Annotated in this window: 13 protein-coding genes; 5 read left to right on the top strand and 8 right to left on the bottom strand. The window is 70.6% G+C overall.

Annotation, left to right across the window (positions count from 1 at the left end; all coding sequences use genetic code 11):
• Positions 1-42 precede the first annotated feature (42 nt).
• Together OF380_RS16510 and fliP are read left to right on the top strand one after the other, a co-directional pair.
• Positions 43-1,536, top strand: a complete 1,494-nt coding sequence (locus tag OF380_RS16510) for a hypothetical protein (protein ID WP_264045824.1) — start codon at positions 43-45, stop codon at positions 1,534-1,536.
• Between the two features lie 110 nt (positions 1,537-1,646).
• Positions 1,647-2,411 carry a flagellar type III secretion system pore protein FliP gene (fliP, locus tag OF380_RS16505; protein ID WP_264045822.1) on the top strand — a complete coding sequence of 255 codons (765 nt, stop codon included), beginning with the start codon at positions 1,647-1,649 and terminating at the stop codon, positions 2,409-2,411.
• 101 nt (positions 2,412-2,512) lie between these two features.
• Here fliP and OF380_RS16500 read toward each other — a convergent pair whose 3' ends face one another.
• The 8 genes from OF380_RS16500 to fliL form a co-directional block, all read right to left on the bottom strand.
• Entirely contained in the window at positions 2,513-2,680 is a 168-nt protein-coding gene (locus tag OF380_RS16500) for a DUF3606 domain-containing protein (RefSeq protein WP_264045820.1), read from the bottom strand.
• A 206-nt stretch (positions 2,681-2,886) separates the two neighbouring features.
• The gene (locus OF380_RS16495) at positions 2,887-6,219 is read right to left on the bottom strand and encodes a hypothetical protein (protein WP_404810468.1); all 3,333 of its coding nucleotides are present in this window, start codon (positions 6,217-6,219) and stop codon (positions 2,887-2,889) included.
• 121 nt (positions 6,220-6,340) lie between these two features.
• Positions 6,341-6,745, bottom strand: coding sequence for a hypothetical protein (locus tag OF380_RS16490; protein ID WP_264045816.1), 405 nt, complete (start codon positions 6,743-6,745; stop codon positions 6,341-6,343).
• An 84-nt stretch (positions 6,746-6,829) separates the two neighbouring features.
• On the bottom strand, positions 6,830-7,486 hold the full coding sequence (locus tag OF380_RS16485) for an invasion associated locus B family protein (protein ID WP_264045814.1): 657 nt from the start codon (positions 7,484-7,486) through the stop codon (positions 6,830-6,832).
• Positions 7,487-7,611: 125 nt separating this feature from the next.
• A complete protein-coding gene (locus OF380_RS16480; RefSeq protein WP_264045812.1) occupies positions 7,612-8,400 on the bottom strand; it encodes a MotE family protein in 789 nt (262 codons plus the stop codon).
• Positions 8,397-8,918 carry a DUF6468 domain-containing protein gene (locus OF380_RS16475; protein ID WP_264045811.1) on the bottom strand — a complete coding sequence of 174 codons (522 nt, stop codon included), beginning with the start codon at positions 8,916-8,918 and terminating at the stop codon, positions 8,397-8,399. The genes OF380_RS16480 and OF380_RS16475 overlap by 4 nt, the downstream gene beginning before the upstream one ends.
• Before the next feature lie 10 nt (positions 8,919-8,928).
• A complete protein-coding gene (fliM, locus tag OF380_RS16470; RefSeq protein ID WP_264045810.1) occupies positions 8,929-10,146 on the bottom strand; it encodes a flagellar motor switch protein FliM in 1,218 nt (405 codons plus the stop codon).
• Between the two features lie 61 nt (positions 10,147-10,207).
• Positions 10,208-10,714 carry a flagellar basal body-associated protein FliL gene (gene fliL, locus OF380_RS16465; RefSeq protein ID WP_264045808.1) on the bottom strand — a complete coding sequence of 169 codons (507 nt, stop codon included), beginning with the start codon at positions 10,712-10,714 and terminating at the stop codon, positions 10,208-10,210.
• Positions 10,715-10,977: 263 nt separating this feature from the next.
• On the opposite strand from fliL, the gene flgF reads away from it, so the two are divergent.
• Genes flgF through flgA form a run of 3 tightly spaced genes read left to right on the top strand, consistent with a single transcriptional unit; the run spans position 10,978 to position 13,589 of the window.
• Complete coding sequence (flgF, locus tag OF380_RS16460; protein WP_264045806.1) at positions 10,978-11,718, top strand: flagellar basal-body rod protein FlgF; 741 nt, start codon at positions 10,978-10,980, stop codon at positions 11,716-11,718.
• Between the two features lie 12 nt (positions 11,719-11,730).
• Positions 11,731-12,522: a flagellar basal-body rod protein FlgG gene (gene flgG / locus OF380_RS16455; RefSeq protein ID WP_264045804.1), complete on the top strand. Its 792-nt coding sequence runs from the start codon at positions 11,731-11,733 to the stop codon at positions 12,520-12,522.
• Between the two features lie 14 nt (positions 12,523-12,536).
• A complete protein-coding gene (gene flgA / locus OF380_RS16450; RefSeq protein ID WP_264045802.1) occupies positions 12,537-13,589 on the top strand; it encodes a flagellar basal body P-ring formation chaperone FlgA in 1,053 nt (350 codons plus the stop codon).
• The last annotated feature ends 48 nt before the right edge of the window (positions 13,590-13,637 follow it).

Raw genomic sequence — 13,637 nt, 5'->3', positions numbered from 1 at the left:
TTGCGTTGGGCTGCGAGCCCCTAAAAGCGAGAGACCCCGGTCTTGTCATCGTTCTTCAGCTCGGATGGTTCGTTCTCCCTCCAGTTCGCCATCATCTTCGTCGTCATCTTCCTCGTGCTCGCCGGGGGGGTGTTCCTCCTCCGTCGACTGACCAGCCGGGGTGCGGCCGCATCCGATCAGACGCAACCGCGCGGGCGCCAGCCACGCCTCGGCATCGTCGACATCTACGAGCTCGATCGCCAGCGGCAACTGATCCTGCTACGTCGGGACAATGTCGAGCACCTGCTCCTCGTCGGCGGCCCCAACGACGTGGTTGTGGAACGCAACATCACGCGGGGCATCAGCGCGCGTCTGTCGAACGAGGAGGCAGCCTACGGCGAACCGTCCGAGCCGGTCCACGCAGCCGCCCCGACGCCATCGGCGCCGGTCCCGGAGCCGTCGGCTCAGGGATTGTCGCTGAACGAGTCTTACGGGGAGCGCGATGCCGAGCCGTTCCCGCAGCGCCCGGCCCCGCCGGCTCCGGCACCCTACCTCGAACCGAGCTTCGAGATGCCGGTGGTGCTGACCGCCCCCGTTCCCGGGTCGGACGCGCGGCCGCACCCTGCCGGACCCGCCCTCGACCTGACCTCGAATGAAATGGGCGCGGACGAGATTCCGGCTCCGCAAAAACCCACCGCACCGCGGACGAAGGACTCGACCCTCGCGCGGGTGATCCGGCGCGCCCCGCCCTCCCTGGTGAATCTGGTCCCGGCGGCCTTCGCAGATCGCGTCCGCGCACCGGAGCGCACGGTCGACGATCTGCCGCCGCCCGTGCCCGAGGCGCTGCCGCTCGCGCCCGTCGCCGCCCCGGCTGCAGCGCGCGGCATCGACGCGGCGATCCTGTCGGACATGGCTCGCCAGCTGGAGGAAGCCTTGCGCCGGCCTTCGGCCGCCGTTCGCCCCGCCCTCCCCGTCCAGGTCCCGCAACCCGTGCCGCCGACCGGCCCGATCGATGCCGCTCCTGAGCAACATCCGCCAGCGCTAGAGGCTGAAAGCACGGCCGCGCCCAGCGAGAGCCCGACCGTTCCGAGCGCCGAGGTCGCGCAAGCCATCGACCCGGTCGCGGCGGCGATGGCCGAGGCGGCGCGGCATCCGGAGCCGACCTCACCCGAGGCGCCCGCCGACGCCGATGAGGCACTGTTCGATGACGAGGCCGCCGCGCCGCCGGAGGTTGCTACCGTCGACGAGCATCCTGCTCCTTCCAAGCCCGTCCTTCTCGACGCGGCCGCAGCCCAGCCGGCGTTGGACGTGTCCACCGTCGAGGCGCCCGTCGTCCACGTGGTCGTCGCCGATGCTCCGCAGGTCGAGAAAGCTCCTTCGCCGATCGAGGCAGCTCCTGCGCCGGTCGAGGTCGATCCGCCGCCCTTCGTCGCGCCGGCTCGGGCCCCGGAGCCGCCGGCCTCGAAGCCGGCGGTCAGCCCCAATCCCTTCTCCGTGGAGGAGATCGAAGCGGAGTTCGCGCGCCTGCTCGGGCGTCCGCTCGATCGCAAGCCGTAGCGCCCTTCCGGGCGAAAGCAGGCGCTGGAGCGTCGAGCGGGGATGCAGGCCGGAGCCTGGATGATAAGAGGGCCGCGCGGCCGAGCCGCGTCGCAGCTCCCGGAACCGGAATGACCGACACCCGATTCATCGCAGCTTGTCGCCTGCGCAGCTCCGTCCGCCTGGCGATCCTGGCCGGTGCCGGCTGGACCCTGTCCGGCGCGGCGCAGGCCCAGAGCCTCTCGGTCGACCTCGGAACCGGCGGGGTGACCGAGCGGGCGCTGCAACTCGTCGCCCTGCTGACCGTCCTGGCGCTGGCGCCCTCGGTGCTGGTGATGGCGACCTCCTTCACGCGGATCATCGTCGTCCTGTCGATCCTGCGTTCGGCGCTCGGCACCCAGAGCGCGCCACCGAACGCGGTCATCACCAGCCTTGCGCTCTTCCTCACCGCTTTCGTGATGGCGCCGGTGGGACGGGAGGCCTATCGCGCCGGTATCGAGCCGCTGGTCGCCGGCCAGATCACGCAGAGCGTCGCCTTCGAGCGGGCCTCTGCGCCATTCAAGACCTTCATGCTGAGGAACGTGCGCGAGAAGGACCTCAAGCTCTTCCTCGACATGGCGAAGGCGCCCCTGCCGGCCGGACCCGAGGCCGTCGGCCTCGAAGTCCTGACGCCCGCCTTCATGATCTCGGAACTGCGCCGGGCCTTCGAGATCGGCTTCCTGCTCTTCATCCCCTTCCTGATCATCGATCTCGTGGTCGCCTCGATCCTGATGGCGGTGGGCATGATGATGGTGCCACCCGCCACGGTCGCCTTGCCGTTCAAGCTGATCTTCTTCGTCCTGGTCGACGGCTGGACCCTGGTGGCCGGCTCCCTCGTCCAGAGCTACGGAACCTGAGCCGGGCGCCACCCGTCCGGTCGGCCTCCGAGTGGCCCGTGAACGACGAAGGGCGCCCCGAGGGGCGCCCTTGTACTGTCATCCCGCCATGTTTCGCGGCGTCAGCGCTCCAGGTAGCTCCGGAGGGTCGAGATGCGGGAGCCGACGAGGCGCACGGCGCGCTTGAGGCGGTCTTCGGAGACTCCGAGGCGCGAGGCCATCGTGCTGCGCTGCTGGCTGTCGTAGATGTCGAGGTGGGTCTTGCCGGCCTTCGGATCGAGCGAGTCCATGGTCGTTGCGAAGCCTCTGTTGCGACGGGCGGGAAGGGTCGCCGCGCTGTGATGTGCGATTGGATTCAGAACGCCGCCCTTCGGGATTTGTTGCGGTCGGAGGGCCGGAATTTCATGAAACCGGGCAGGCTTTTACGCCGCCTGTCGCGCGCCTCTCGGGAGGCGGTTCACCACCCCTCCCGACCTGCCGTCCGACCTGGGTGGAATCAGCCGGGCGGCGTCGTGCCCTGGGCGTCGGCCCGGGTCTCCGCGTCGCGCTTGGACGGCGCCGGGACCGCGGTCTCGGGGTAGCGTCGGCGGTATTCGGCCAGGAAGGCCTGCAGGGTCTCGGCGCTGGTGGCCCTCTGGGCGATCTCGCGAAAGCCCGGGGAGCGCACGGCATTGGCTTGGGTGAGGAGCGCAAAGGTCCGTGCATCCACGCTCTCGGCCATCGGGCCGGCAAACTTCGCCCGCAGGCGTTCGAGGCCCAGGACCTCGCCCGCCAGACCGTAGGCGATGGCCGTGCGCAGGATGTCGGTGCGGGCGGCGTCGTCCAGGGGGACCCGGCGGCGCCAGGCATCGCCGACCAGGGCTTCGTGAGCCTCGCCCGCCTCGCGCCAGCGCCGCCCGGTCCAGAGGATGTCCGCCCTCAGGCGCGCGGCATCGGCGCCGGCCTCGCCTTCGATGGTTTCGAGGGCGAGGTCGGTGCGCGACAGGTCGGAGAGCGCACGCGCTCGCAGGAGGGCACGGGCGCGCCGCAGGTCTTCGGGCAGTTCCGGCAGGTAGGTGGCGTCGAGGCTCTGCAAAGCCAGCAGCGGCTTCTCGTCCATGAGCCGGATCGCGGCGAGGCGGGCCGCGACGCTGGCGCGGCTCGGGCCCTGGAGCCGATGGTCGACCTGATGCTGCAGGAGCTCGCCGGCGGCGTCGAGGAGGTCGAGTTCCACGAGGCGGTCGGCGAGGCGCCGCACGATCTCGTCGCCGCGCCGGCCGATCGGAGAGAAATCCTTGAAATCGAAGTACAGGGCCAGGGCCTCGACCCCCGGGAGCTTGATGCCGCGTTCGCCGAGGTAGAGGTCGTCGAACAGCGCCTGGGCCATGTCGTGGACCTCGCGCACGAGGGGGGTATCGGTCCCCAGGGCGTCCGTGCGCCGGGCGGTGAGGAAGGCTTGACGCCAGCGCCCGGCCTCCACGTAGAGCTTGGCGATATTCGCGATGGTGCGCGGCTCGATGTCCCCGCCGTGCCAGGACAGGGCCAGAACCTCCAGCCGCTCGATGGCCTCCGCCACGGGGATCTTGCCCGCGGCATGCCCGAGCATCGTGGCCCGCAACCGGGCCGATGCGGCGACGGCGGCCTCGCGTGCCTCGCTCAGGCGCTCATAGGCATCGAGCGCGGCGACGGTCTGTCCCGTGACCTCGTCGATCCGGGCACGCAGCAGGGCAAGGCGCTCCTGGGTCGGCCCGTCGGCCACCCGCGCGGCGGCGGTGATCTGCCGGTTGGCGGCATCCCAGTCGCCGGTCTCGATGGCGGCCTCGGCGGCGGCCCCGCGCAGAAGGGTCTGGAGATCGTCGGGATAGCGTTCGAGGACGCTTGCGGCGACGCGAAAGCCGCTGTCGGCGGCGGGCCAGTGGCCCTCGACCGCATCGAGATAGGCCTGCCAGAGACGGGCCTCGGGATCGTTCCTCAGGATGTCGGCGGCGAGCTTCGCCCGGGCATCGCCGTTCCGGCCCATCAGGGCGTTCCCGATCACGGTCAGCATCGGCACGTCGCGTTGCCCGGCGATCACCGGGTCGTCCGCCGCGGCGGCCTTCAGCACGCCGAGGGCTTCGATGGTGAGACGGTTCGCCAGGAGGCTGCGCGCGTAGACCATCCGGAGCGGGCCCCGGGCGGCGCGTGGCGCCTCCGCCGTGGCCTGGAGCTGATCGCGCAGCAGATCGCGCGTGGCGCCGCGCTGTGACGCCTCCCAGGGACCCCGATCGACCGCGAGGTCGCTCATCGCCGTCAGGGGCGCTTCGGCGACGCGCGCCACGCCGGACACCGCCATTCCGGATTCCCGGCCGATCGCGACGCCGTCGATATCGGGTCGGACCAGGAGGTCGTCGGCCTGCGCCAGCACGGCGACGCCCTGGCGGCTCGGCAGCAATTCGAAGTCCACGAAAACCTGTCGCTTGGGGATGCCCGCCGGCTTCGGGCCGTACCCCGTGACCACCGCGACGCGCTCGCCGTCGAGGTCGAGCCAGGAGGCCGCGCCCGGGTTCGGCAGGCGTACGCTCACGCCGATGCGGCCCGCCGGATCGGCATTGCGGATCGCGGCCAGGGACTCGCTCGCCGCGAGGTTTTCGCCGGCCACGAGCTCCCATCCGGTCGGTGCCTCCGGTGGCCCGGCGGGCACGAGGTCGAACAGGCGGTCACGGGGCACGGCGAAGCGCAGGCTGAAGACGCGTCCGCTCCGTGCCGGCGGCCCCAGCGCGGCAAGCATCCCCTCGCCGGCCGAAACGCTCACCGGCTCGGAGGTCTCGAAGACGAGGTGGGCGATGCCCGCCCGCTCGAACAGGGCAGCGGGCGGCATGCGCTGGAATGGGAAGACGAGGCCGGGGCCCGGCGGACGCTGAACGACGGGCGGGGGAACCGGCTTTCCCGGCAGCTCGCGGGCCGCGACGGATTTCGGGCCTTCCTGCGCCGGAGCCGCCGACGCGGTGGGCTTGCCCTCGCTTTCGGGGGCGGTGGCCGCCACGGGCTTGGGCTTTTCCGGACCGGGCACCCGCGCGACATCGACCGTCACGCCGTCCTCGTCCCGGAAGGTCCTAACTTCGTAGCCGGCGGCCGGCGTCACCAGGAGGCGTGCGCCCGTCACATCCGCCTCGACCTGCAACGCCTCGATGGCGGGCTTCAGGCGTCCGCGCGTCGCCACGTCGTCGATCCGCCAGGCGCCGGGCAGCGTCACCCGCGTCGCGGAGCCGAGAGTGTCGAAGGGTGCGGACGCCGAGGCGGGCAGGCGCAGGCTCAGGCGGGTCAGGGTCGGGAGCTGCGCGAGTTCGAGGCGCACCGGCCGGGGCTCCGGCGGAGGCTTCGCCGCCTTGAGGGCCGCCTCGGCGGCGCGCGTACGCCGGAACAGTTCGGCCACCGCTTCCGACGGCAGGGCGGGCGGCAGGCCGGCCCAGTCCTGCGGGAGCAGGTCGATGAAGACGGTTTCGCCCGCCTCCTGAACGTTGACGCGATACGGCCTCTGGAGGGCGAGGCGGAGACCCAGGCCGTCCGGGTCGCGGCGAACGGCCGAGACGTAGTCCGGCATCTCGGCGGTGATCCGCTCAGGCGCGGCCCCGGCCTTCTCGGAGAAGCCGAGAACCAGCACGGCGCCGGACACCCGCGCCTTCACGGAAACCGCACTGTCGAAGCTGAGGATGATGCGCCCGTAGCGCTCGGCCTGAGCGCCCTTGATGGCGGTCAGGCGCGCGGCTTCGGCGCTCCCGGGGCTCCAGAGCGCTCCGGCCAACGCCGACGCCGCGACGAGACGCGCCCAGGGCCGCCTCCGTCCTGTCGCGATACCGGCACCCAGAGCCATCGCAGGATACGCCAAACCCGATGCGCGGAACGACCAATCGGCGGATCGTTCGGCTTACGCCACGTTGTCCCGCAGTGTCGCGCATCGAGGCTAACGGGCACTTAAGGCGTCGTTGCGAGTCCTACCGCTTGGCGAGCAGGTCCGGGATCGTTCGGCCGCCGGCACCGAAATTCTCGGTCGCGCGCGCGCAATTGGCCGGGATGTCCTTGCCGTAGGCGTCGGCGTAGGCGAGCGCCCGCACCTGGAGATCGCCGGCCTGGAGGTCGTCCTGAGCGACGCCGAGGCTCGCCACCACGGTTTTGAAGCGCGCATCGTTCGGCTGCAGATCTGGACAGTTCGCCCGCACGAAGGCGAGCAGTCCGGCCAGCTTGGCGGCATTGTTCCGCTGGCGCTCGACCTTGCTCTCCGGTGCGGCAGGGGGATCGGATGGCACGCCGTCCGGCGCCCCCGCGCGCCCGTGCTGAGCCTGCGCCTGACCCATCAGTAGCCCGGCCAGCACCAGGGCGGTCGCGATATTCCGGGTCATGCGCCATTTCCTCATTCGATGGTTGTTCGACCGCCGCCGCCAGGCGTGGCCACGCTCCGAAGGGACGGACCTCCCTTCGGCCGTTCAGTTCGCGAGGGTGGACGCCCGGGCAAGCGCGTTGGCGAACCCCGCCAGCGGGACGGTGATCACGGTCGGATCCTTGACTTCCGGCTTGGTGGCGGAGACCAGCAGGGCCTTGGCGGTCTTCATCGTGTCCGTGGCAAGGGTCGGCAAGCTCACCGGCACGAGGCATCCTTCGAGGCTGCAGGAGAGGTAGGGCGCGCCCTTGCCGAGCACGGCCTCGTCCAGCTTGAAGGAGATCCCCGGTTCGATCGCGAGGCCGAGCGGCATGAGGATGAAGCCTTGGGCCCGGCCCTCGGCGGGTGGGCGGATCTCGATGGCGAATTCGCGTCGGCCCTTGGCCCCCTGCGCCTGCATGACCGCGCATTCGGCCTTCGCGTCGGCGGCTTCCCCGCGCGCGCAGGTCACCGTCCAGTCGCCGTAGACTTCCGTGAGCGAGCTTGCCCCCGTCGGCCAGCCGGCGGTCGGTGCGGCGGCCGGCGCCGCGACGGGTGGTTTCGCGGGGGCGGGCTTGGGCGGCGCGGGCTTGCGGGGCTTGGGTTTCGCCGGCGCTTCCGCGGCCGGTTCGGGGGCCTCGGCCTCCTGAGCCGTGGCAGGCCCCGCCACGACCAGCGTGAGGACGACGGCGGCAAATGGACGGAACAGGCTGCTGGACAACACGGATATCGCTCCCCGGATCCGCAGGGCGGCTCGATGCCCGACGGGATGCCTGCCCCTAGTCGCGCGACGGGCCTCGCGCAATGGAGGATGGCTTCGCGGGCCCGGGCCTATCGGCAATTCCGACTTCAGCGTCGGGGCGTCGGCTCGATCGCCGGGAGTTCGTTCGGCCCGAGTCCGGCGGCGACGGCGGGCGCCGGCGGCGCGCCCTGGCCCCGGGCACGGTTGGCCAGCGCGACGGTCAGCTTCTCGGCGGGCTCCGACTGCATCAGGGCCAGAACCTCCGCCATCTTGCGCGGATTCATGGCCAGAACGATGGGCACGAGAACCTCGAGGTTCAGGCGGTCGAACACCCGCGCGGCGTCCTTCGGCTTCATTGTCTCGTACATGGTCACGATATTCTTCAGCGCGGCCCGCTCGGCCTCGGCTCGCTGCGAACCACCGCCTTCGGCCTTGTCCTCGCCCTGCTTGAGGGTATCGACGCCCTCCTCCAGTTTGCGTTCGGCGTTGCCGAGCAGCTGCTCGCGCAGGTCGAGGGCTTCGCTGCGCTGCTTCAGGGTATCGCGGCGCGCGGACAGCCGCTCCAGGATCGCCCGCTCGGAGGCCGGGATCGTCTCGGGCGGCGGCGGCGGACGGGGTGCCGGCTTCTCGGGTTCGGCGGCCGGCTTCTCGGGCTCCTTCGGGGTCACGGAGCCCGTCGTCGTCGGGTCGGCCGGCTCGTAGTTGGTGCGGGCCTTGGCGAGCACCCGGGCGAAGTCCGAGGGGGGTGCACCCGGCTGTGGCCGGGTCTCCTCCACGGCGATCGCGGAGAGCTTGAGCACCAGCAGCCCGGCGGCCGCCAGGGTCACGGCATCGATCAGGCGCAGTTTGAACGGGCGCGGCTGACGAAACCGGACGAGGCGGCCGGGCTTGGTCACGCGGCCTTGCTCCGCAGACGGCCAAGGGCCCGCTCCGACATGGCGAGCGCCGCCGCGGCCGCGACACCGAGGCGCTCACCGTTGGGGCTCGCCGGGGCAGCGGCGGTTACGCGCACCGGCGGCGGCACGCGTTCGAGGTCCCGCGCCTCCTTCGGTGGCGGGGCGGCGGCCCGAGTGCCCGGACGCTCGGGCGCGGCCTGGGAGACGATGGAGGCGATCCGGGTGATCACCGATTCACCGGCCGCCACATGGGCGGCGAGGTCGGCGGCGTAGCGCTCGGCGGTGCTGAGCCGATCGGCCAGCGTCCGGTCGCATTCGTCGAGCGTGGCGCGCAGTCCGACGATGGCCCGCTCGGCGGTGGAACTCGCCATGACGAGGTCACCGATGGTCTGGCGCAGGGCTGCCTCGTCGGCCTTCAGCTTGGTGATGCGCCGGCTCAGGCGCACCGACGAGACGATGGTGGCCACGAGGAGGATGGCGACGAGGATGTCGGCGGCGAGGGTCACGATCAGACTCATGGCGTGTGGGTCACCCGTCGCGGCGGTTGTTCATGGAGGCCTCGAAGGCCTGGAGCGTGGTGCGTGAGCGGCGCAGGGGCCGCGTCAGCTGCACCGCGATGCTGTCGTCGATCCGGCCGATGCGCCCCTGCGTCAGGGCCCAGTCGCCGCAGCGGACCGCGATCAGGTCCGACGGCTTGGTGTCGAACATCAGGGTGTCGCCGACTTTCAGGGACAGCACCTTCTTCAGCGGCAGCATCATCTCGTGCAGCACCGCCTCCATGGTGGCGTCGGCCTGCCAGATCTCGGTGGCGAGGTGGCTTTCCCAGACGTGGTCGCGGCCGAGCTTCTCGCCCATGAAGCTCTGCATGAGCAGTTCACGGATCGGCTCGATCGTGGCGTAGGGAAACAGGATCTGCAGCAGGCCGCCGCGACCGTCCATGTCGAGCTTGAGGCTGATCAGGATGGCGGCGTTGGCTGGCCGGGTGATGGTGGCGAAGCGCGGGTTGGTCTCGATCCGGTCGATGGCGAAACGCACCGGCGAGAGTGGCTGGAACGACAGTTCGAGGTCGGTGAGGATGATCTCCACGAGGCGCCGGACGAGCTGCATCTCGATGCTGGTGAAGGGCCGTCCGTCGAGGCGCGTCGAGGAGCCGCCGCGCTTGCCGCCGAGCAGCAGGTCGAGGGTCGAGTAGGCGAGGTTCGACTCCACGGTGACGAGGCCGGAATTCTCCCAGGCATCGGCGCGGAACACGCCGAGCAGCGTCGGGAGCGGAATCGCGTTCAGGTAGTCGCCGAAGCGCACCGACGTGATGTTGTCGAGGGTGACCTCGACGTTGTCCTGGAAGAAGTTGCGCAGGCTCGTCGACAGCAACCGGATCATCCGGTCGAAGACGATTTCCAGCATCGGCAGGCGTTCGTACTGGACGACGCCCGAATCGACGATGGCGCGCACGCCCCCGGCCCCCGAAGCCGAGAGCTCGCGCAGGGAGAAGCCCAGGACGCCGTCGATCTCGTCCTGGTTCAGGATGCGGTCGTTGCCGGCGAGCTCGGGGAGGTTGTCGGTCTCCCCGTCCTCGATCATCGTCGCCCATTCGGCGGCGACGTCGCTGGCATGGGTCGTGGTGCCCTGCTCGGCCAAGGCCGCGCCCCACTCGTCGGCGAGCGAAGATTCCCCGCCTTCGCCGTTCTGGGCGATGAGGGCTGCGGCCCAGTCGTCCTCGTCGATCTCGTCGTCCGGTCCGGCCATCAGACTCTCGTCACCCGCAAACTTTCGTCACCCGCACACTCTTGGTCTCGATCCCGGACGGCTACTGGACGATCACGTCCTTGAAGAGGACCGCCTCGGCCCGTGCCGGATGGATCGCGACGTTGACCCGGCGCAGCAGTTCCTCGCGCAGGCGATAGATGCCCGCGGAGCCCGCCAGGTCGCTGGCGCGCAGTTCGCGCAGGTAGACCTGGAAGGTGTCCTCGATGCGCGGCATCAGGGGCTTCACCTCGCCCTCGACCTTGGCATCCTTGAGTTCGATGGTGACCTTGATCTTGGCAAAGCGTGACTTGTCCTGGCCGGGCTCGTTGGCGAGGTTGATCATCATCTCGCGGACGTCGAGGAACACGACCGGCTTCTTCACCTCGGCTGCGGCGTCACCATGCCCGTCGCCCGCGCCCTTCTTCTTCATAAAGAAGTAGCCGCCGCCACCGCCCACGAGCGCCAAAACGACCGCGCCAATGATGACGAGTTTCTTCTTCCCCGGGTTCGGAGCCTCGCCCTCGACGCCCTCTTCGCCCTCGGTGGCCTTCTTCGGCTTCTTGGCCATCGGTGGACCTCGGGGTTGCGGATCGAGGGTGTCCGCACCCGTGCGGTACCTCGAAGGAGGTATCTGGCGAACAGGGTTAACGTCTCGTTAAGGCGGCAGGATCTGCCGGGTTGGATCTGCCGCCCGGTCGCCGCGAACCGGAGCCGCAGGACGACCGTTATGATCATAAGTAACTGAGATAGAATGGAAAAAAAGGATGATCCCGTTTGGCATGACGCGTGCGGAGGTTGGGGTGTCGTCGCTCGTCGGGCCGTGAGAGTGTCATGCAGAACGCGTTGTTCGTTGGGGTGTCGAGCCAGATGGCGCTGCAGCGCGAGCTCGACGTCATCGCCAACAACATGGCCAACGTCTCGACCAACGGCTTCAAGGCCCGCAACAGCCGCTTCCAGGAATACCTGATGCCGGTGGCGAGCGCCGATTCCTTTCAGAAGCCGGATCGCCGCGTCTCCTACGTCATCGACCAGGGCACCGCCCTCGACCTGGCGCAGGGCCCCATCGAGCAGACCGGGAACCCGCTGCACGTGGCCGTGCGCGGCGACGCCTTCCTGGTTGTGCGCACGCCGAACGGTGATCGCTACACCCGCAACGGCGCGTTCGAGACCGATGCGCAGGGCACCCTGGTGACCAGCGACGGCTACCCCGTCCAGGGCGAGGGCGGTCCCATCCAGATCAACCCGCAGGAGACCGGCATCGCCATCGGGCCCGACGGGACCATCTCCACCAACCTCGGCATTCGTGGCCGCGTCCGCCTCGTGACCTTCGCCAACCCGCAGGCGCTGACCAACGAGGGCGCCAACCTCTACGCCTCTACAGCCCAGCCGCAGGCCGCCGGTCTCGCCGGCCGTGTCGAGGCCGGGGCCCTGGAGCGCTCCAACGTCAAGCCGGTCATCGAAATGACCCGGCTGATGGACGTGAACCGCACCTACACCATGGTGTCCGGCGTGATCTCGCGCCTGGACGACCTGCGCGGCACGGCAATCCGCCGTCTCGCCGACGTCGCGTAAGGATCGACCCGCATGCGCGCCCTCTACGCTGCCGCCACAGGCATGGCGGCCCAGGAACTCAACGTCCAGGTCATCTCGAACAACATCGCGAACCTGCGCACCACCGGCTACAAGCGCCAGCAGCCGCATTTCCAGGATCTGCTCTACCAGAACCTGCGCCGGGCCGGCTCCTCGACCTCCGACCAGAACACGCAGCTGCCGGCCGGTCTCGCCATCGGCTCGGGCGTGAAGACCACCTCCACCGCCCGGGTCATGTCGCAGGGGACGCTGACGACCACGGAGAAGGAGTACGACGTCGCGATCCGGGGTGAGGGCCTGTTCCGCATCACCCTGCCGGACGGCCGCACCGCCTATACCCGCGATGGTTCGTTCGACCTTTCCGCGCAGGGGCAGCTCGTCACCCGCGACGGCTACCTCGTCGATCCCGGGATCACGGTGCCGAGCACTGCCACCTCGGTGACGATCAGCGCCCAGGGCGCGGTTCAGGCGACAATCCCCGGCCAGACCGCGCCGCAGGCGCTCGGGCAATTCCAGCTCGCCCGCTTCGTCAACAAGGTCGGCCTCGAATCGATCGGCGACAACCTGTTCATCGAGACCGCCGCCTCGGGTGCCGCGATCACCGGCCTGCCCGGCGCGGAAGGCTTCGGCAACCTGCAGCAGAGCTACCTCGAAGAGGCGAACGTCAACGCCGTCACCGAGATCTCCTCGCTCATCGCGGCTCAGCGCGCCTACGAGATGAACTCGAAGGTGGTGACGGCCGCCGACCAGATGCTCTCCACCACCTCCCAGATGTTCCGCAGCTGACCGGGCTCCTGACCATGCACGCCCTTCGCCAGATCCCCTCCGTACGCCCCGTCCGGGTCGCGACGGTGAGCGCCGCCACCGTCGGCCGCGTCCTGCTCGCGGTCCTCGCCTTCTCCCTGCTCATCGGGCAGGTGCTGGCGGAGGAGGCCCCTGTTCTGCGCCTGCGCGGCGACGTGACCGCGCGCGGCGACGTGCTGACGCTCGGCGACCTCGTGGAGGGCGCCTCCGCGGAGGTCCAGCGCCACCCGCTGTTTCGTGCCCCGGCCCTGGGCGCGACGGGGACGATCCAGGCGCGCCGGATCGCCGATGCCGTCGCGGCCCTGGGGCTGGGCGAGATCGAGACCGGGGGGCGGGTGCAGGTCTCCGTCCTGCGCGCCGCGCGCCGGGTCACCCAGCCCGAGATCGAGGCCGCGCTCAAGCGCGCCCTCGAGACGCATCACGGCCTCGACGCCCGCAACCTCGCGGTGCGCCTCGACGGCGAGGCGCCCGTCCTCCTCGCCCCCGTCACCCTCGACGGGCCGGCAGCGGCCCTCGACGTGAGCTACGATCCCCGCTCACGCCGGATCGCGGCCCTGGTCACCCTGGGCGAGCGCCAGGCATCGCTGCGCGTCACCGGCCAAGTCCTGGAGATCCGCGAGGTCGCAATCCTGGGGCGCGCCCTGAACCGGGGCGAAGCGGTGACGGCCGGCGACATCACGGTAGAGCGACGCCCCCGCGAGGCGACTCCGGCGGATGCGCAGGGCGCGCAGGGCAACCTCGCCGGCCAGGTGGCGCAGCGCGGCCTCGGCGCTGGAGCGATCCTGCGCTCGGGCGACCTGGCTCCCCCCGACGTCGTGACGCGCGGCGAGGCCGTCACCATCGTGTTCGATGCACCCGGGCTGAACCTCTCGCTTCGGGGCGTCGCCAACGAGAGCGGACGTCTCGGCGCCGCGATCACGGTGACCAACCCGGTCTCGAAGAAGATCCTGTCCGCGGCGGTGATCGGCCCCGGCCGGGTCTCGGTCGGGCCGGCGCCGGCTGCCCGGCAGGCGAGCGCCGCCCTCGACCTCCCCACGCTTCAGCGCTGACCCGCGTGGTCCGCCTACCCCTTCGACCTGCCAGAGGTCCGGTCCCGA

Origin of the sequence: Methylobacterium sp. FF17 (assembly GCF_025813715.1) — a bacterium.
Lineage (GTDB): Bacteria > Pseudomonadota > Alphaproteobacteria > Rhizobiales > Beijerinckiaceae > Methylobacterium > Methylobacterium flocculans.
Note: the sequence above shows the minus strand (reverse complement) of the source record. Positions and strands in the feature narration are given on the sequence as shown.